General features: G+C 74.1%; 14 protein-coding genes and 1 riboswitch. Of the genes, 5 read left to right on the top strand and 9 right to left on the bottom strand.

Annotated elements, in window-relative coordinates:
• Positions 1-18: 18 nt before the first annotated feature.
• From J7W19_RS28955 to J7W19_RS28935, 5 genes are all read right to left on the bottom strand, one after another.
• On the bottom strand, positions 19-1,509 hold the full coding sequence (locus J7W19_RS28955; protein WP_004938235.1) for an LPXTG cell wall anchor domain-containing protein: 1,491 nt from the start codon (positions 1,507-1,509) through the stop codon (positions 19-21).
• A gap of 19 nt (positions 1,510-1,528) precedes the next feature.
• Positions 1,529-2,341, bottom strand: coding sequence for an ECF transporter S component (locus tag J7W19_RS28950; protein ID WP_040887445.1), 813 nt, complete (start codon positions 2,339-2,341; stop codon positions 1,529-1,531).
• Positions 2,342-2,787: 446 nt separating this feature from the next.
• Positions 2,788-4,446, bottom strand: a complete 1,659-nt coding sequence (locus tag J7W19_RS28945; RefSeq protein WP_004938240.1) for an ABC transporter ATP-binding protein — start codon at positions 4,444-4,446, stop codon at positions 2,788-2,790.
• Entirely contained in the window at positions 4,443-5,816 is a 1,374-nt protein-coding gene (locus J7W19_RS28940; protein WP_004938243.1) for a CbiQ family ECF transporter T component, read from the bottom strand. The genes J7W19_RS28945 and J7W19_RS28940 overlap by 4 nt, the downstream gene beginning before the upstream one ends.
• Positions 5,816-6,937, bottom strand: coding sequence for a hypothetical protein (locus J7W19_RS28935; RefSeq protein WP_004938246.1), 1,122 nt, complete (start codon positions 6,935-6,937; stop codon positions 5,816-5,818). Before J7W19_RS28935 ends, J7W19_RS28940 begins: the two co-directional genes overlap by 1 nt.
• Before the next feature lie 643 nt (positions 6,938-7,580).
• Here J7W19_RS28935 and J7W19_RS28930 point away from each other — a divergent pair.
• Positions 7,581-9,998 carry a GH92 family glycosyl hydrolase gene (locus J7W19_RS28930; RefSeq protein WP_004938249.1) on the top strand — a complete coding sequence of 806 codons (2,418 nt, stop codon included), beginning with the start codon at positions 7,581-7,583 and terminating at the stop codon, positions 9,996-9,998.
• Between the two features lie 148 nt (positions 9,999-10,146).
• A complete protein-coding gene (locus tag J7W19_RS28925; protein ID WP_004938252.1) occupies positions 10,147-11,589 on the top strand; it encodes an amino acid permease in 1,443 nt (480 codons plus the stop codon).
• 7 nt (positions 11,590-11,596) lie between these two features.
• On the opposite strand, the gene J7W19_RS28920 is transcribed toward J7W19_RS28925, so the two are convergent.
• Positions 11,597-12,472, bottom strand: a complete 876-nt coding sequence (locus tag J7W19_RS28920) for an Fpg/Nei family DNA glycosylase (protein ID WP_004938256.1) — start codon at positions 12,470-12,472, stop codon at positions 11,597-11,599.
• Positions 12,473-12,589: 117 nt separating this feature from the next.
• Here J7W19_RS28920 and J7W19_RS28915 point away from each other — a divergent pair, with 117 nt between their 5' ends.
• Positions 12,590-12,955 carry a 5-carboxymethyl-2-hydroxymuconate Delta-isomerase gene (locus J7W19_RS28915; protein WP_004938260.1) on the top strand — a complete coding sequence of 122 codons (366 nt, stop codon included), beginning with the start codon at positions 12,590-12,592 and terminating at the stop codon, positions 12,953-12,955.
• 21 nt (positions 12,956-12,976) lie between these two features.
• On the opposite strand, the gene J7W19_RS28910 is transcribed toward J7W19_RS28915, so the two are convergent.
• The 3 genes from J7W19_RS28910 to nicT form a co-directional block, all read right to left on the bottom strand.
• Positions 12,977-13,384 (bottom strand): hypothetical protein, encoded by a 408-nt coding sequence (locus tag J7W19_RS28910; RefSeq protein ID WP_004938265.1) that lies wholly within the window; start codon positions 13,382-13,384, stop codon positions 12,977-12,979.
• 272 nt (positions 13,385-13,656) lie between these two features.
• The gene (locus tag J7W19_RS28905) at positions 13,657-14,493 is read right to left on the bottom strand and encodes a class I SAM-dependent methyltransferase (RefSeq protein WP_004938267.1); all 837 of its coding nucleotides are present in this window, start codon (positions 14,491-14,493) and stop codon (positions 13,657-13,659) included.
• Positions 14,494-14,652: 159 nt separating this feature from the next.
• Positions 14,653-15,795 carry a Nickel transporter NicT gene (nicT, locus tag J7W19_RS28900; protein ID WP_004938270.1) on the bottom strand — a complete coding sequence of 381 codons (1,143 nt, stop codon included), beginning with the start codon at positions 15,793-15,795 and terminating at the stop codon, positions 14,653-14,655.
• A 32-nt stretch (positions 15,796-15,827) separates the two neighbouring features.
• Positions 15,828-16,052, bottom strand: a riboswitch (cobalamin riboswitch).
• Positions 16,053-16,358: 306 nt separating this feature from the next.
• Here nicT and J7W19_RS28895 point away from each other — a divergent pair.
• The gene (locus J7W19_RS28895) at positions 16,359-17,903 is read left to right on the top strand and encodes an APC family permease (RefSeq protein ID WP_004938273.1); all 1,545 of its coding nucleotides are present in this window, start codon (positions 16,359-16,361) and stop codon (positions 17,901-17,903) included.
• 82 nt (positions 17,904-17,985) lie between these two features.
• The gene (locus tag J7W19_RS28890; protein ID WP_004938276.1) at positions 17,986-18,576 is read left to right on the top strand and encodes a YIP1 family protein; all 591 of its coding nucleotides are present in this window, start codon (positions 17,986-17,988) and stop codon (positions 18,574-18,576) included.
• Positions 18,577-18,616: the final 40 nt, after the last annotated feature.

Genomic DNA, 18,616 nt, shown 5'->3' with positions numbered 1-18,616 from the left:
GGGGGGGCTGTGGGCGGCTCAGCCCGCGTCGTCCCGGCGGCGCCGCCGCGACACGACGACAGCGGCCGACCCGGCGAGCAGCAGCGCGCCCGCGCCGATGGCCACGGGGTACGCGGTGTTCGCACCGGTGCGCGCGAGGCTGCCGCTGGCGTTGTCGGTTCCGGAGCCGGTGGTGGCGCCCGTGCTCGTACCGGACGACGTGCCGGTGTCGGACGAGGAGCCACCCGTACCGCCGGAACCGCCTCCGGTCGTGGTGTCCGACGTGGACGTCGCGGTCGCCGTCGGCGTGGCCGTGGCGGTGGCCGTCTGACTCGGAGCGGCTGTCGACGGTTCGGGGGACGGGCTGTTGCCCGTCGTGGCGGACTGGGAAGGGCTGGGCGACTTCGTGCGCCCACCGTTGGAACCGGTGTCGCCGGTGTCTCCAGCGCAGACCATCGGGACCGAGTCGTCCTTCATGTTCCCGCCGTTGATGTCGGCCAGGGGCTGCCGCGCCAGTGCGGGGATGGCCTGGGCGGTGGCGCGCAGGGTGCTGCCGTCGACGACGCGCTGCTTCCATCCGACCGCCCCCCGGTCATGGGGGTTCTTGGCCTCACACGCCACCTGGACACTGCGCAGCCAGTCGATGCCCCGGTCCGCCTCGGTGGTGCGCCTTCCGGCCACCAGCGCCTGTACGGCCAGCGCGGTGGTGTTGGCGTTCGCTTCCCACTTGTCCTTCGGCGCGCCCGGCGTCTGGCTGGTGTCGGCGAAGCCGCCGTTGGGCAGTTGCTGTTCCTCGACGAGCCACTTCAGGCCGGCTTCCGCCTCGGCCGTCCGCCCCGCCGCGAGGAGGGCCTGCACCGCCATGCCGGTGGCATCCGTGTGCGGGGTGCAGGTGTCGGGGTTGGGCTTCTCCTTGAGGGCGAGCGGGAAGCCACCGTTCTTGCACTCGCTGGCCGCGATGACGTCGACGGCCTCCTTGGGCGCACCGCCGGCACGCTGCAGAGCGAGGACACCGAGGGACTGGGTGAACTGATTGGAGGAGTCGCCCTCATAGCCCTTGAACCGGCCGTTCTTCTGCAGAGATCCCTGCAGCAGGGCCGACAGGTCGTACCCGCCGAAGTCCTTGAGCTTGCGGTGCATGATCTCCGCGACCAGCGCCAGCTTGGCAGTTCCTCCGGCGTTCACCTTGCCCTTGCCCTTGGCCTGGATGAACTGCCCGGCGTTGACCTCCAGAAAGTCCGTCGCCCGCTCGGCCGTCTTTCCGGCGGTACCGGTGGAGGCCAGCCCCATGACGATGTCGGCGGTCAAGCCATGGTCCCACTGGGCGTTGGAGCGCGCGTCCAACTGGTGTGCCGCCCAGGCGGCGGCGGCCTCGGCCGCTGCGGGCAGGGGCGCCTGAGCACCCTTCTGCCCCTCCGCCGGCGCCTCGCCGGCGAACGCGAGCCCCGCCGTACCGGCGGACAGCAGCGCCGCCCCGACCAGCGCCAGCGGCAGGGCGGCGCCTCTGCCCGAACGTACGGACTGTGTCATGCGGTTCTCTCCTCGGGAATCATCGGCGGGACGCCGGAGTGAAGGTGACCGGTGCGTCGAACGCCGCCCGGCGGGCGGCGCGCCGCAGCACGGTGAGGACGGCGGGACCGGTGAGCAGGATGGCGACGGTGTTGGTGACGGCTCGGCCGGTGTCCCAGCCGAAGGTGGACGTGACGAGCGTGAACGCCGCGAAGCGGTGCAGGTTGTCCAGGAGCGGGGCGCCCGGCTGGAACGACAGCTGGGTGTCGGGCCCGGCCGTGAACGGCCAGAACCACATGTTCATGAGGAAGCCGAATCCGTAGGCGACGACGATCCCGTACCCGACGAGCAGCGCGATCTCCGCTCGTCCGGTGACCCGCTTGGGCAGCAGGCCGGCGCCGAGCCCGATCCACGCGGACGCGATCATCTGGAACGGCAGCCACGGCCCGACACCCCCGGTGAGCAGCGCCGACGCGAACAGCGATGTGGCGCCGAGGACGAAGCCGAAGCCGGGCCCGAAGACCCGTCCGGCGAGCACGAGCAGGAAGAACACCGTCTCGATGCCCGCCGTCCCCGCGCCCAGCGGGCGCAGCCCCGCGTTGACGGCCGACAGGACGCCGAGCATCGCGAGCGCCTTGGTGTCGATGTCCCCGGAGGCCATCTCCGCCAGGACGACGGCGAGCAGCACCGGCATGGCGACGACGAAGACCAGCGGCGCGTCGGCGGTGTGTGCCATGCCGCCGACGCGCGGCTCCGCCGAGCCGAACAACGGCCAGAAGAACATGGCGAGTCCGGCGAGGCTCGCCAGGATCAGCACGAGGCCGCTGCGGAAACGGATGCGGATGACGGGCACACGGCGGGTGGGGCGGGCGGCGGCGCTCCGCCCGGGCTTCGCGATCCTCGCGGGACGGGTGGGCCCGCCGTCCTCCGCACCGTTCTTTCGCGCGGGGCCTGCCGGGGCGGTCGACGCCGTCCCGCCGGTGGCGGCCGACGGCTCGGCCGTCACCGGTGCGGGCCCGCCGCCCCGCGCGTCCGCGCCCGCGGCGCAGCCGCCCGCGGCCCGCACACCGGTGGGAACGCCGTCTGCCGCGGGCGCTGCAGCGGTCATGCCGCCTCCCCTGTCTCCCGTATATGCGGAGGCCGTACCGCCGGACGGTTGAGCGCCGGGGGCCCGGTCATGGGAGCCGGCGGTCCGACGCTCCCCGGGTTCACCCGACTCCCCGCGACGAGCGCCCCGGCCGGCGCCCCCTTCGGCGAACGCACCCGCCCCGGCCGCCTCGTAGGCCACGTCCTTCCCGCTCACGCCCCCGCCCTCTCCACCGCGACCGGCCGTCCGGCGGGAGCCAGCGCCCCCGCTACCTGTTCCACCGTCAGCCACGCCTGCGGCGCCAGCACCTTGGCCACCTGGGGCGCGAACGCCGGGGACGCGACGATCACCTCGGCCGCCGGCCCGTCGGCGACGATCTCGCCCTCGGCCGTGATCACGACGCGGTCCGCCGTAAGGGCCGCGAACTCGACGTCGTGCGTGGCGACGACCACCGCGCGGCCCTCGCCGGCGAGGCGCCGCACCAGTGCCGTGAAACGTTCCTTCGCGGGCAGGTCGAGCCCCCGCGTCGGCTCGTCCAGCAGCACCGCGCGCGGCGCGGCGGCGAGTTGGACGGCGAGGACGAGGGCGAGCCGCTGCCCCTCGGACAGGTCGCGGGGGTGCCGGGCGCCGGGGATGCCGGGGGCCAGGTCGTCGAGGAGAGCGCGCGCGGTGCCCGGCGCGGCGCCGGACTCCTGGTCGGCCTGGGCGCATTCCGCGTCGACGCTCTCCAGGTACAGCAGGTCGCTCGCCGTCTGCGGCACCAGCCCCACCAGGCCGCGCGCCTTCCGCGCCGGGACGCGGCCCGGGTCCGTGCCGGCCACGTCGACCCGGCCGGAGCGCCGGGGGCCGGAGCCCTGGAGGGCCCACAGCAGCGAGGACTTGCCCGATCCGTTGCGGCCCATCAGCGCGACGACCTCACCGGCCGCCAGGTCCAGGGACACCCCTCGGACCGCCCGCACGGATCCGTACCCCACGACGACGTCCCGGGCCGCGAGCACGGTCCTCCGCGCGTCGTCGGCTCCCCCGGCGCCCGGCGGCGCGACCGCCTCCGGCGCCCGCCCGGCCAGGCGTTCCCGCAGCGGCCCGGCCAGGCGGCGGGCGTCGCGGACGGACAGGGGGAGCGGGTCCCAGCCGGCGAGCCGGCCGAGGCGGACCACCGGCGGGGCCACGTCCGCGTCACGGACGGCCGCGGCCGGGGTGCCGACGGCCACCCGGCCGTCGCCGGGCAGGTGCACGACCCGGTCGGCGTACTGCAGAACGCGCTCCAGCCGGTGCTCGGCGATCAGCACGGTGGTGCCGAGGTCGTGGACGAGCCGGGTGATCGCGGCCAGAACCTCCTCCGCCGCGGTGGGATCGAGCGCCGACGTCGGCTCGTCGAGGACGAGGACGCGCGGATGGCGGGTGAGGACGGAACCTATGGCGACCCGCTGCTGCTGGCCGCCCGAGAGGGTGCGGAGGGCGCGGTGCCGCAAGGGGGCGATGCCGAGCAGGTCGAGGGTCTCCTCGACGCGTTTGCGCATCACGTCGGGCGGGGTGCCCAACTGCTCCATTCCGTAGGCCAGTTCCTCCTCGACGGTGTCGGTGACGAACCCGGCGAGCGGGTCCTGGCCGACGACGCCGACGAGGTGCGCGAGCTCCTGCGGCGGCGCCTGCCGGGTGGAGACGCCGGCGACGGTCACCTCACCGCTCAGGTGCCCGCCGGTGAAGTGCGGGACGAGGCCGTTGACGGCGCCGAGGAGGGTGGACTTGCCGACGCCCGTACGGCCGGTGACCAGGCAGAGTTCCCCTTCGGGCAGGTGGAGGCGGACATCTCGCAGGGTGGGCCGGCCGGCCCCGGTGTAGGTGACGGTGACGTCGTCGAAGGTGATCACGCGAGCGCCTCCCGCGCGGACGACCCGGCGGGGGCGGTTTTCCCGGCGGACGCCTCGTGGGCGTCGGGAGCCTTGTGAGCGTCGGGGGCCTTGTGAGCGTCGGGCGTCTCGTGGGCCTCAAGCGTCTCGTGGACTTCAGACACCTCGGGCGTCTCGGCCGCCTCGGACACCTCAGGCGCCTCGTCAATGATCACCCTCCCGACGGCCGTTCCCCGAGCGGCTGTCAGGCCGGGCTCGTCGTCCGGTCCCCGGGGCACGGCCACCGGCGCCGCCGGGGCCAGCCACGCCGGGAGGGCGCCGACGAGGATCGCGGCGACGGGCAGCGGGCCCGCCTCGGGCCAGGTGAGCGGGGAGAGCGACGGGTAGAGGTCGGCGGCGTCCGCGCGCGAGGCCAGGTACAGCAGGGCGCCGGTGGCGATGCCGGAGCCGGCGACGAGGAACTCGGCGGCCCGCCAGCGGTCGGGCCGGTAGCGGCTGCGCCCCGCGCGCAGCCCGCCGAGCACGAAGCCCAGGACGGCGACGGCGAGCCCGCCGAGCAGCAACGGCGTTCCCAGCCGGCGCGGGGTGTCGGAGCCGAGGACGCCGTACAGCCCCGCGCAGACGCCGAGCAGCCCGACGACGACGAGGGCGCCGGTCAGCCGGCGGGGCCCGGGGGCGGGGCGGCTCGCGCGGCCGGTGCTGCCGTAACCGTGCGAGGCCATGGCGGCGGCCAGGGCCAGCGAGCGGTTGAGCGCGTCCTCCAGGACCGGGATGACGATGCCGCGCAGGGCGCGCAGGCCCCGCTGCCGGCCGCCCCGCAGGGCTCGGGCACGGCGTACGCGGCGGACGCTCTCGGCGAGTTGGGGCGCCACCGTCAGGGCCACGACGACGGCGGTGCCGATCTCGTACAGGGCGCCGGGCAGCGCCTTGAGCATCCGCTTCGGGTTGGCGAGGGCGTTGGCGGCGCCGACGCAGACGACCATGGCGGCGAGCCGGAGTCCGTCGTAGACGCCGCCCAGCACCTGTTCGGCGGCCACCGGGCCGAACAGCCGGATGCCGGCGGCCCAGTGCGGCAGCGGCACCTCCGGCAGGGTGAACAGGACGTGCTCCCCCTGGCCGCCGCCGAAGACCACGCGGAAGACGACGCGCGAGACGACGATGAACGCGCCGAGCGTCAGGTACATGGGGAAGGCGAGCGCCCACGGGTTGTCCCCGCGGCGGCGGACGACGACGCAGCCCGCCGCCGCGACGAGGAGCACCAGCAGCAGCGGGTTGGAGGTGCGTCCGGCGGCGGTGGCCAGGCCCAGGGCCCACAGCCACCACGCGCCCGGGTGCAGGGCGCGCGGCAGGACCAGCGGAGCGCGCGGGACGCCGTGAGGGCGTGCGGACATCACGGTGCGCTGTCACCTCGTGCGGCACGTTTGCGGCGCCAGGCCGTGGCGGACGCGGTGCCGGCGAGTCCGGCCGCGGCGGCGGCCACCAGGATCGTGCCGACGGGCACACCACCACCGCCGTCCGAGCTGTGCGCGACGGTCCGCGGGCTGTCGGCGGACGTGCGCTTGCCGCCGTCCTCGCCACCGGTCCAGTCGGCGGCCTCGGTGGGCGTGTCCTGGGGGCCCGGGGTCCGCTCGTCCCCCACCCCGGGCGCCCCGGGTGTGGCCGGGCCGCCCTGGGCGGGGGCCGCCGGGCCGGAGGGCCCGCTCCCGGGTGCGGACGGGCGGCCGGAGCCCTGGTCCCGGCCCTGATCCCGGCGGTCGCCGGAGCCACCGCTCCCGGCCGCCGACCCGCCACCGCCCACGGAACCGCCGTTCCCCCCGGAACCGCCACTTCCGGTGGAGCCGCCGGTCCCGGCGGGCCGCCCGGCACCCGGCCCGCCGTCGCCCGAACCGCCGCCCTGCGGGGCGCCGGCGCCCCCTCCCCCGCCGCCCGCCGGGCGTCCCGGCTCGCCGCCGCCCGGCCGGGGCCGCTGGGATTCCCCTCGCGGCGGTACGGGCGTTCCCGGGCGCCGGGGCGCCACCCGGGGCGCGGGCGCTCCGCCCGCCTCCTTGCCCAGCGAGAACGACCAGCCCTCGAAACTCCCCGCGGGCGGCGTGCGGTTGGTGACGCCCCACTGGCTGTACGTCCAGCGTCCGTCGTTCGGCGCGTGCCAGTAGGACCAGTACGCGTCGGCGGGCGGCGTGTCCGCGCAGGACTCCCGGCGCGGCTCGGGCCTGCTCTCGATCCGGCAGACGAAGCTCTCGCCCCACCGCAGGGTCCCGGCGATCCGGAATCCGGCGTTCTTCAGGGCGGTCAGGCCGGTGGACTGGCCGCCGGGCGCACAGCGGACGATCGTGCTGCCGCCGAGTCCCTGGAAGTCGACGACCACGGTGACCCCGTCGCCGTCGGGACAGAAGCCGGGCCTGCCGCGGCCGGTGTCCACGGCGGCGGCGTCGCCCGCGGTGGCGAGCCCGGAAGCGACGGAAGCGGCGGCCAGCGCCAGAGCGGCCACCGACGCGCGTATCCGACCGGCCATCAAACGCCCTTCGTTGGGGCCCGCGCCCGGGCCCCCGGGCCCGCGCGGCGCCCCGCCGGTGGTCCGGACGGAGACCGGACCCGGACCGGAAGCCGGAGGATCAAGGGCTCAGGGCTCCACGCTGCAGACCGTGACAGTGGGAAGCGGTACCACGGCGCGCCGGGCGGTCCGGCTCGCGGTTCCGCCGGCCTTCGTCATCGCCGCCCGGCAGGGCTCCGCTCACGGTTGCAGGTCAGCGCCGGTCTTCCACCGGCTTTCCCCGGGTGCGCCGCTCATTCGGTTGTCGTCGGACGAGGACGCCGTTTCCCGTGCGGAAGGCCATCGCCTCCGCGCGGAGCCGACGCTCCGTCAATTGTTCGAACTGGTCGCCGGTACTGTACACCGGCACCACCGCCCACGACACCGCCATTCCCCGCCGTACACCGGCAGTTCGCCCGTCACGCGCTCCACCTCCGCACGCCGGTCACCGCCCGTCGCGGTGCCGTCCGCCGGGCGGCCGGAACACCACGCCCACCACTCGGCGCATCCTTGACTCCCCGTCCCTCGGGGACGAGCCTCCCCCTGAAAAGCGATGTCGGTGGCGCGCCGGAACCGCCCGGGGGCGTACCGACACCCTTCCGCCGGCACGCGAGGGACGTGGACGATGAGACGGAGACGGACCGGACATCCGCGGCTGCGCACCAGGGTCGCCCTCCTCGCCCTGGCGGCGGCCCTGGGCGGTACGGCCGCCCTCGCACCACCGGCCCCCACCGCCACTGCCGCCCCCGCCGACACACCTGCGGGACAGGCCGACACGCCTGCGGGGCAGGAAGCCGCCGAGCGGCTCACCGACCTCGTCAACCCCTTCATCGGCACCAAGAACGAGGGCAACACCTTCCCCGGCGCCGCCGTCCCGTTCGGCATGGTGCAGCTCTCCCCCGACACCGGCCACGCCATGGGCTACGACTACAAGCACACGCATATCCGCGGCTTCTCTGCCGTGCATCTCTCCGGGGTCGGCTGCCGGATCGGCGGGGACCTGCCCGTCCTGCCGACCACGGGGGAGGTCACCGAGACCGACAACGCCAAGTACGCCGCCGCGTTCTCGCACGCCGACGAGACCGCCCGGCCCGGCTACTACCGCGTCAAGCTCGGCTCGGGCGTCACCGCCGAGCTCACGGCCACCACGCACACCGGGCGGCAGCGCTTCACCTTTCCCGCCACCGACAAGGCCAACGTCCTGATCAACGCGGGTCAGTCGCTGCACCGGGGCGTCTCCAGCAAGGTGGAGATCGTCGACGACCGCACGGTGCGGGCCTCGGTCACCGGGCGCGGCTTCTGCCAGGACACCCGGCCGTACACCGTCCACACGCTGACCCGCTTCGACCGGCCGTTCACCGCCTACGGCACCTGGGAGGGCGAGCGGGTGACCAGCGGTTCCCGGGCGTCCTCCGGGACCGGGCGGAACGGCGCCTGGGTGCGCTTCGACACCCGTACCGAGCAGCGGGTGGAGGCGACCACCGCCGTCAGCTACGTGGACGCGGACGGCGCCGGGCGCAATCTGGCCGCCGAGGAGGCCGGTTTCGACCGGACGGCGGAGGCGGCGCGCGCCGCGTGGGAGAAGCGGCTGGGCGACGTCGCCGTCCAGGGCGGGACCCGGACGCTGCGCCGCACCTTCTACTCGGCGCTCTACCGGTCGTTCCTCTCCCCCAACACCGGCAGCGACACCGACGGCCGCTACCTCGGCTGGGACGGGAAGCCGCACGAGGCCAAGGGGTTCACGTACTACCAGAACTGGTCGCTGTGGGACACCTACCGCACCCAGGCGCAGCTCCTGGCCCTGCTGGCGCCGGCCGAGGCCCGTGACATGGCGCTGTCCGTACTGCGGATCGACGCCGAGGGCGGGTGGCTGCCCAAGTGGGGGTACGGGCCGGTGGAGACCAACATCATGACCGGCGACCCCGTCACCCCGTACCTCACCAACGCCTACCGGCAGGGGCTGCTCGCGGGGCACGAGGAGGAGGCGTACCGGGCGCTGAAGCGCAACGCGGACGGGGCGCCGCCCGCCGACTCCCCGTACCTGGGCCGGGAGGGCAACGAGCGCTATCTGACGGACGGTTACGTTCCGCTGGCGCCCGAGCTGTCCCGGCACAAGCCCGGCGACTCCGACTTCCAGCAGGGCGCCTCCGCGACCCTCGAATACGCGCTGGCCGACGGGGTACTGGCGGAGACGGCGGAGGCACTCGGCCACCACGACGACGCCCGGCGGTACGCGGACCGCTCGCGCAACTACCGGAAGCTGTTCGACCCGGCGACGGGCTTCTTCCGGCCCCGCGACGCCAAGGGCGCGTTCACCGGCTCCGCGGACCCGGCGAAGAGCCCCGGCTTCCACGAGGGCACCGCCTGGCAGTACCAGTGGCTGGTCCCGCAGGACCTGCCGGGGATGATCGAGCTGATCGGCGGCCGGGAGGCGGCGGAGAAGCGGCTGGACTCCTTCTTCGCGTACGACAAGCTGCTCGCCGACCCGGCCCGCACCGCCCGCGAGGTGTGGGTGCACGGCCCGTACGACTACTACAACGCCGACAAGTACAACCCGCAGAACGAGCCGGACCTCATCGCGCCGTACACCTACCTCGCCACCGGCCGGCCCTGGAAGACCACGGACGTCGTGCACGCCGCGCTGACCCTGTTCACGGACGCGCCCGACGGCATGACCGGCAACGACGACCTGGGCACGATGTCGTCCTGGATGGTCCTCTCGGCCATCGGCGTCTACCCGGTGCGGCCGGGGACGGACGTGTGGGGGCTGAGCACCCCGGTCTTCGACCGCGTCGAACTGCGGCTGGACCGCCACTGGTACCCGCACGGCCGGTTCACCGTGACCGCGGCCGGCACCTCCGCCACCGACCGCTACATCCAGACCGCCCGGCTGGACGGCACCGCCTTCGACCGGACGTACCTGACGACGGCGGCGCTCCGGCGCGGGGAGCGGCTGGAGCTGACCGTCGGCCCGAAGCCGGGCCGCTGGGGCACCGGGCGGTCGGCGGCGGTGCCCGCCATCGGCCGGAGACTGACCGGCTGAGGCGCCGGGGAGAGTCACGGGAGACGACGGATCGGCCGAAGGCCGGACGGGACCGGAGCGGCGTCTTCCGTCACCGGTTCCGGTGCACCATCATGAGCCGCCGTCAGCGTCCCGCCGACACGGGGACAGGGCGACGAGAGGACACGACATGGCAGGGCTCCGGGCCGGGCACGGCATGCTGCGCCGCAAACCCATCGAGACCATCGAAGAGGCGGAGACGGCGGAGGCGCACGGCGAGCACCTGACCCGCACCCTGGGGCTGTGGCAGCTCACGGCCATCGGCGTCGGCGGCATCATCGGCGCCGGCATCTTCAGCCTCGCCGGGACGATCGCCAACGGCACGGCCGGGCCCGCGGTGCTCGTCTCGTTCCTCATCGCGGGCGTGGCCAGCGCGGCGGCGGCGTTCTCGTACGCCGAGTTCGCGGGCCTCATCCCGCGCGCCGGCTCCGCCTACACCTACGGCTACGCGGTGCTCGGCGAGATCGGCGGCTGGTTCATCGGCTGGGACCTGCTGCTGGAGTACACGGCCATCGTCTCCGTCGTCGCCATCGGCATCTCCGGGTACGCCAACTTCCTGGTGACCGAGTCGGGCGCGCACCTCCCCCACTGGATGCTGGGCGCGCCCGGCACCGGGGACGGCCACCGGGTGGACCTGTTCGCCGCCGTGCTCTGCCTGCTGATCGCCTATCTGCTCACCCTGGGCATCAAGAACGCGGCCCGCTTCGAGACGATCGTCGTCGGCCTGAAGATCGTGGTGGTGCTGCTGGTCGTGGTCGTCGGCTTCTTCCACGTGAAGACCGAGAACTACCACCCCTTCTTCCCGTTCGGCGTCAGCGGTGCGTTCACCGGCGCCGCCACCGTCTTCTTCGCGGTCTTCGGCTACGACGCGATGTCGACGGCCGCCGAGGAGTCCAAGGACGCGCAGCGGCACATGCCCCGGGCGATCCTGTACTCGCTGGGCATCTCGATGGTGCTGTACGTGCTGGCGTGCCTGGTGCTGACGGGGATGCAGCACTACACGGAGATCGACAAGGAGAGCGGTTTCTCCACCGCCTTCAAGTCGGTGGGGCTCAACGGCATCGCGGATGTCGTCGCGGTCGGGGCGATCATCGGCATCCTCACCGTGATGTTCACCTTCATGCTGGGGGTGACGCGGGTGTGGTTCGCGATGAGCCGCGACGGGCTGCTGCCCAAGTGGTTCGCGCACACCCACCCGACGCGGCACGTGCCCACCCGGGTCACCTGGATCGTGGGCGTCGCCTCGGCGCTCATCGCGGGGTTCGTCCCGATCGGGGAGGCCGCGGAACTCACCAACATCGGCATCCTGCTGGCCTTCGCCGTCGTCTGCACCGCCGTCATCGTCCTCCGCTACAAGCGGCCGGAGCTGCCCCGCGGCTTCCGCTGCCCGGGCGTGCCGGTGGTGCCGGGCATCGGGGTGGCCGCCTCGATCTGGCTGATCACCTATCTGGCGTGGCAGACGTGGGTGCGGTTCGCGGTGTGGTTCGTGATCGGGCTCGTCGTGTACTTCACCTACTCGTACCGGCACTCGGAGCTGGCGCACGCGGACGCGCGCGGGGTTCCTCGGGACTGACCCCGCGCTACTTCAGCAGCCGGGACAGCCGCCGGTCGGCGAGCGGCTTGCCGCCCGTCTGGCAGGTGGGGCAGTACTGGAGGGACGAGTCGCTGAACGACACCTCGCGGATGGTGTCGCCGCACACCGGGCAGGGCTCGCCGGTCCGCCCGTGCACCCGCAGCCCGCTCTTCTTCCCGGACTTCAGCCCCGCCGCCGCCTGCCCTCGCGAGCGCTCGACGGCGTCCCGGAGCGTCGTCCGCAGCGCCTCGTAGAGGGCGGCGGCCTCCTCGTCCGTCAGGCCCGACGTCGGCTTGAACGGGGACATCCGGGCCGCGTGCAGGATCTCGTCGGAGTAGGCGTTGCCGATGCCGGCGATCACGCTCTGGTCCCGCAGGAAGCCCTTGACCTGCCGGCGCTTCTCGTCGCGCAGCAGCCGGGTGAAGACCTCGGGCGTGAACGCGTCGGCCAGCGGGTCCGGGCCGAGGCGGGCGACGCCCGGCACGTCGGCGGGGTCGTGCACGCAGTACGCGGCGAGGCGCTTCCGGGTGCCGGCCTCGGTCACGTCGAAGCCGGCACCGCCGGCCAGCCGGACGCGCAGGGCCAGCGGCCCCTTGCCGGGGCGCGGCGGGGCGGCGGGGAGGGCGTCCTGCCAGCGCAGCCAGCCGGCCCGGGCGAGGTGGAGGACGAGGTGAGGGCCGGCGCGGCCGTCATCGGTGGCGATGTCCAGGAACTTCCCGTGCCGGCGGACCCCGGCCACCGGCCGGCCCTCCAGGGCGGTGAGCGGCGGGTCGTACGTCTTGAGCACGCTCACCGCGACCGGCAGTACCTTCTCGACCGTACGGCCGGCCAGCCGCTCGCCGAGGAAGGCCGCGAGCGCCTCGACTTCCGGCAGTTCGGGCATGGTTCCAGTGTGACGGGGGTGACGGGTCGGGCAAGTCGGCGCCGGAGGGGACGTACGAGAGGATGATCACTCGTTCGGTCGTATCCACTCGCGCATCGTGAACACCGGGAGCCTCCCATGCCGCACTTCGCCGTCGACTACTCCGCGTCCCTGGCCGGCGCCTTCGACCCGCGCGCCTTCGCGCTGGCCCTCCACCCGCTGACCGCCCGGGTCCTCGACACGGCCGCGACCAACTGCAAGACGCGGTTCCGCCGCTGCGAGGAGGTCGTGGTGGCGGACGGGCTGCCGGGGCAGTCGCTGGTGCACGTCGAGGTCGCGGTGCTGCCGGGACGCACCGACGAGGCGAAGGCCGCGCTGAGCGAGGCGGTGCTGGCACTGGTGCGGGAGCACACGGCGGGGGCGGAGGGGGTGGTGCACGCGTCGGTGAACGTGGGCGAGCTGAGCACCTCCTACCGCCGGCACATCGGGGCGGCGGGGGCGTAGGCGACGCGGTCGGACGGCGCCTCACCGCCGTACCAGCAGGTCCCCCAGCGCCGTCCTGCGGTGGAGCACCGCCCGGCCCCGGCGGGCCGAGGCGACCAGGCCCGCGCCGCGCAGGGCGGCGGCGTGGGCGGAGGCGGTGGCGTTGCCGACGCCCAGGCGGCGGGCGAGGCCGGTCGTGGTGTGTTCGTCCGCGAGCGGGAGCAGGGCGTCGTGGCGGGTCCGGCCGAGGACGGCGGTCAGCGGTTCGGCCGGTCCCTCCGCCGCGGCGGGGTCGAGCGGCAGGCCGGGGCCGGCCGGGTAGGTGAGGCCGAGCGGGCCGTCGGGGAGGTCGGCGACGAGCGGGTGACCCGTCCAGTGGAAGGTGGGCAGCCCGTGGCGCGGGAGGGCACGGACCGGCCGCTGCTCCTGGTCGGGACGGACGGCTTCCACGACGAGCGGTTCGAGCGCTCCTGGCCGTCCGTGCCGGCCCGCTCGGGCGGGCCCGGCGCCGCCGCCTCGACGGCGCCGGGCACTGGGTGTTCACCGACTACGCGGCCCTGGCACCCCGGTTGCAGGCGGCGGGGCTGATGCCGGCCCGGGACCGGAACGCGCTCGTCGGCCCGGCCCGGCCCGAGCGGTCGGTCCCGGCGGTGCGGCGGCTGGTGCGTTCCTTCTTCGCGCGGCACGTGCCCGGTAAGGGCGCGGGGGCCCCTCCGCGCCTCTCAACGCCCTTCGCCGGCCGGGAACTCGAACCGCACCAGCCGGAACACGTCCCGCAGCCCCGGCACGAGGCTCGTCAGGCGGGCCTCCGCGCGGGACAGCGGCGGGATCCGGCGGACGCCGGGGAGGTCGCAGCCGCGGATGACATCGAGGCAGGTGAGGCCGGGGTGCAGGCGTTCCAGGGCGCGGGGGTCGTCGATGCCCCAGTGCAGCGTCGCGCCGGTCCTGCGGAAGAGGGGGATCAGCCGCTGCGCGCGGACGCCCAGGCCGTTGAGGCAGTCGAACAGGAGCTGTCCGCCCGGGAAATGGGCGGTGATCCGCCGGATCAGGCGCTCGCCGTCCTCCTGCCGCAGGTACGGGACGAGTCCTTCGAGGACGGCCACCACGGGCCGGTCCGCGGGGAGTTCCTCCAGCCAGCCGTCGGCGGTCACGGAGGTCGCGAGGGTGCGGTGATCGCCGTCGGCGGGCGGGAGGAGGCGGTTGCGGAGGGCGACGACCTCGGGGAGGTCGACGTCGATCCAGCGGGTCTCCGGGAACCGGGCGACGCGGTGCGCCCGGGTGTCGAGGCCGCACGCCAGATGGAGCACGGTGGCGCGGGGGTGCCGGGCCAGGAACTCGGCCGTCCAGTCGTCCAGGCAGCGGGCGCGCAGGGCGACGCCGGCCGCGTTCACGGACGTCATGCCGGTCCTGCGGAAGTCGTAGTCGACGCGCCGGACGGTGTCCAGGGCCGTGCGGTCGTGGAGCAGGGAGTGGCGGGAGCGGCTGTCCACGGCGCGGGCGTAGAGGGTGGAGAGGAGGGTTTCCGGGACACCGGTGAGGGTGATCTTCTCGCGTTCCATGGGCCTCCTCGTCGAAGAGCGGACGCTTCCGTTCCCACGGTAGCCCCGGCGGCGTCCGCCCGTCCGCCCCTCCGCCGTAGCACGACCGGAAGGAAGTCCTGTCGCCGGGAGAACGGAGAACGGAGGACGGAGGACGGACGCCGCCGGGACGTAGAGCCGTCAGCCCTCGGCCGCCGGGGCCGTCGCGCCGCGCGCGGCCCAGCGCTGCTCGACCTTGGCGAGGCGCCAGTAGGCGAGGGCCGCGGCCCAGACCACCACGAACAGGCCGACGATGACGAAGCCGACGTTGTCGAGGTTGAGCCCGGCGATCCAGCCGGTGACCGCGTCGTCCAGGTCCAGCTTCTCGTGCAGCACGCCGACCAGTTCGATGGTGCCGATGAGGAAGGCCACGGCGATCGACAGGCCGGTGATGGTGAGGTTGTAGTAGACCTTGCGGACGGGGTTGGAGAACGCCCACTGGTAGGCGAAGTTCATGAACGTGCCGTCGAGCGTGTCGAAGAGGCTCATGCCGGCGGCGAACAGCAGCGGCAGGCAGAGGATCGCGTACCAGGGCAGCCCGGCGGCGGCGCCGCTGCCGGCCATGACCATCAGGGTGACCTCGGTGGCGGTGTCGAAGCCCAGGCCGAAGAGGAAGCCCAGCGGGTACATCTGGCCGGGGCGGCTGATGGAGCGGGTGAACCGGCCGAGGATCCGGTTCATGAAGCCGCGCGAGTCGAGCTGCTTCTCCAGCTCCGTCTCGTCGTAGCGGCCCTCGCGCATGGCACGGAAGATGCGCAGGATGCCGGCGAGGGCGACGAGGTTGAGGGCGGCGATGAGGTAGAGGAAGCCGCCGGAGACGGAGGTGCCGACGACGCCGAGGGTCTGGTGGGTGGACGAGTCCTCGTCCATCAGCGTGCTCGCCATGTGCGTCCCGCCCGAGACCAGGGCGGCCATGACGACCACGACGCTGGAGTGGCCGAGGGCGAACCAGAAGCCGACGGAGACCGGGCGCTTGCCGTCGGCCATCAGCTTGCGGGTGGTGTTGTCGATGGCGGCGATGTGGTCGGCGTCGAAGGCGTGCCGCATGCCGAGGGTGTAGGCGGTGACGCCGAGGCCGACGCCGTACACCTTGGAGCCCACTTCGTAGTGGTTGGGGACGACGAGCAGGAAGAGCACGCCGAAGGCGACGACGTGCAGGGCGGCTATGACGGCGAGCAGGCCGGCGGTCCGCATGGTGTCCTGGCGGCGCCAGCGGAAGGCGGCGGACGGCCCGGCGGCCACATCGGCGGGCGCACCGGTGGACGCGTCGGTGGGCAGGGTCATTGGGGGTTCACGCTCCAGCACCTCGTGGATCGGTTCACTGAGATGCCGTGGCCGGTCTCCTGGCTGACGGGTTCGTTCGCGTCCGCCCCCGCCTTCCCGGCAGCCGGCTGCGGCCAGTGGCTCCACGCGCCCGGTGGGCCGCGCGGAACGGGACGGTCACTCCCCGATCACAGTGGCGAGGGCCGCTCCGGAATCGGATCCTCCTTGGGGAGGGTCCTGCACCGGTCTTCCCGAACACCACGGCCGGGTCACTGTAACGCCCCTGCCAGTGCGGATGCACCGAGAGTGGCGATTGTCATGTCCTGCCTCGGGGGGCGCTCCGGTCGCGGTACCGGCTTCCGTCCCGTGCCGCGCTCCGGTCCTGTGCGCCCCGGGTCTTGACTCGGTGCGGAGCGCCCGGCCAGAGTCACCCAGCATCCCGTCCGGCCCACGGTCCCCAACTCCCGTGCGCCGTTCGGGCGGTGGCCGGGCACCGGTCCGGCCCGCCTCGTCCGGGGTGATGGACGGGCCGGGCGGGCCGGTGTACGAGTGCAGGTATCGCGCCGACGGGAAGGGTGGCCGCCATGGCGGAGAGAGCGGGAGAGCGAGCCGACGCGCCGGACGGTCAGGGCGGATTCGTCCGCCGCGTCGGGCCGTTCCAGGCCACCGCCATCAACATGAGCCAGATGTGCGGGATCGGCCCGTTCGTCACCATCCCGCTGATGGTCGCGGCCTTCGGCGGCCCGCAGGCCGTCATCGGCTTCCTCGCGGGGGCGCTGCTGGCCCTCGCGGACGGCCTGGTGTGGGCCGAACTGGGCGCTTCCCTGCCGGGCGCGGGCGGCAGTTACGTCTACCTCCGGCAGGCGTTCCAGTACCGGACGGGCCGGCTGATGCCCTTCCTGTTCGTCTGGACGGCCATGCTCTACGTGCCGCTGGCCATGGCGAGCGGCGTGATGGGCTTCGTGCAGTACCTGGGGTACCTCTGGCCCGGCATGACCCCGACGCAGGGCGACCTGACGGGTCTCGCGCTCATCGTGGTCGTCGTGGCGCTGCTGTGGGGCCGGGTGGAGAACATGGCCCGGATCACGGCGGTGCTCTGGTGCGTGATGATCGCGGCCGTGGTGCTGGTGATCACCGCCGCGTTCACCCACTTCAGCCCGGACCGGGCGTTCACCTACCCGCCGCACGCCTTCGAGCTGACGAGCAATCACTTCTGGATCGGCTTCGCGGCCGGGCTGACCATCGGCATCTACGACTACGGCGGTTACTGGACGACCGCCTACATGGGCGCCGAGATCAAGGACCCCGGACGCACCATCCCGCGTTCCATCATCTACTCCATCCTCGGCATCATGGGCATCTACCTGCTGCTCCAGATCGGCACCCTGGGCGTCGTGGACTGGCGGGACATGCTCGACGCGGACAACGTCGCCTCGTCCTCCGTGGCCTCCGCCGTGCTGGAGCGCACCTGGGGGAAGGGGGCCGCCGAAGCCGTCACCGTGCTCATCCTGATCACCGCCGTGGCGTCGGTCTTCACCGGCCTCCTGGGCGCCTCCCGGATCCCCTACGACGCGGCCCGGGAGAAGGTGTTCTTCCGTGCGTTCGGCACCCTGCACCCGCGTCACCGCTTCCCCGTCCTCGGCCTGCTGAGCATGGGGGCCATCGGCTGCGTCGGCTTCCTGATCGGCCGTCACACCGACCTGGCGACGCTGATCCAGCTGCTGACCACGGTGATGGTGCTCGTCCAGGCGCTGGGGCAGATCGCGGCCGTGACCGTCCTCCGGCGCCGCCAGCCGACGCTGCCGCGCCCGTACCGGATGTGGCTCTACCCGCTGCCGAGCCTGGTGGCGCTGGTCGGGTGGCTCGTCATCTACGGCTACGCGGACCGCAATTCGCCCGGGCGGCACCCCATCGAGTGGTCGCTGGCCTGGTTCGGCGCGGGCTGTCTGGCCTTCCTGCTGTGGGCGCGGGTGGAGCGGGTGTGGCCGTTCGGGCCGCGGGAGATCAGCGAGGAGTACCTGCCGGGGGCCGGTGGGGACACGGGCGGGGGCGCTGATGGGGGCGCCGGTGAGGGCGCCGCCCCGGAACCGGATGCGGGCGCCGGCCCGGTGGAGCCCACGCCCGCCTGACGCCCCGTCGGGACCCGCGCCCTGGGGCGGTCCCCGCGCCCGCCCCGGGATCACCGCCCAGGGCGGTGAGAGAATCGCCCCCATGCCCCTGACCACCACGACGTCCCCCCGCCCCCCGGACTCCGGACGGCGCAAGCTGCTCTGGCACCGGCTCATATTCGGGCTCTGGTACCGGCCCGTCGAAGTGCTCGACGAGGCCCGGGACCGGAGCGTCTGGGGCGCCGCCATGTTCCTCTGCCTGCTCTGCGGGGCGCTGGGGACCATGGCCAAGGACTCGTTCTGGGCCCAGTGGGACGTGAGCCCCGCGCTCGCCCTGGAGGCCATGGCCATCGGCTCGGGCGTCGTGCTGCTCGCCAGCGTGCTGCTGGGCCTGGTCACCCACGCCATCGCCCGCCGGCTGGGCGGCAACGGCCGGCCCGGTCCCACGGCGAGCCTGTTCGTCCTCGTCTTCTGGACCACCGACCTCCCCCGGCTGGCCCTGGACTCCTGCCTGCCGAGCGCCTCGATCCCCGTCCGCGCCACCGCCGCGGCCTCCGCCGTCTTCGGCTGCGCCCTGGCCACCCTCCTGATCCGCGGCCAGCACCACCTGCCGACCCGCAAGGCGATGGCGGCGGTGAGCATCCAGATGCTGGCGGCGGTGGCCCTGCTGAAGTTCCCGCCGGGCAGCGGCTGAGCGGGCGCCGCCACGGCGGCTCCCGGCGCTCCGGCGCCGC

This window comes from Streptomyces mobaraensis NBRC 13819 = DSM 40847 (assembly GCF_017916255.1).
GTDB classification, from domain to species: Bacteria; Actinomycetota; Actinomycetes; order Streptomycetales; family Streptomycetaceae; genus Streptomyces; species Streptomyces mobaraensis.
Note: the sequence above shows the minus strand (reverse complement) of the source record. Positions and strands in the feature narration are given on the sequence as shown.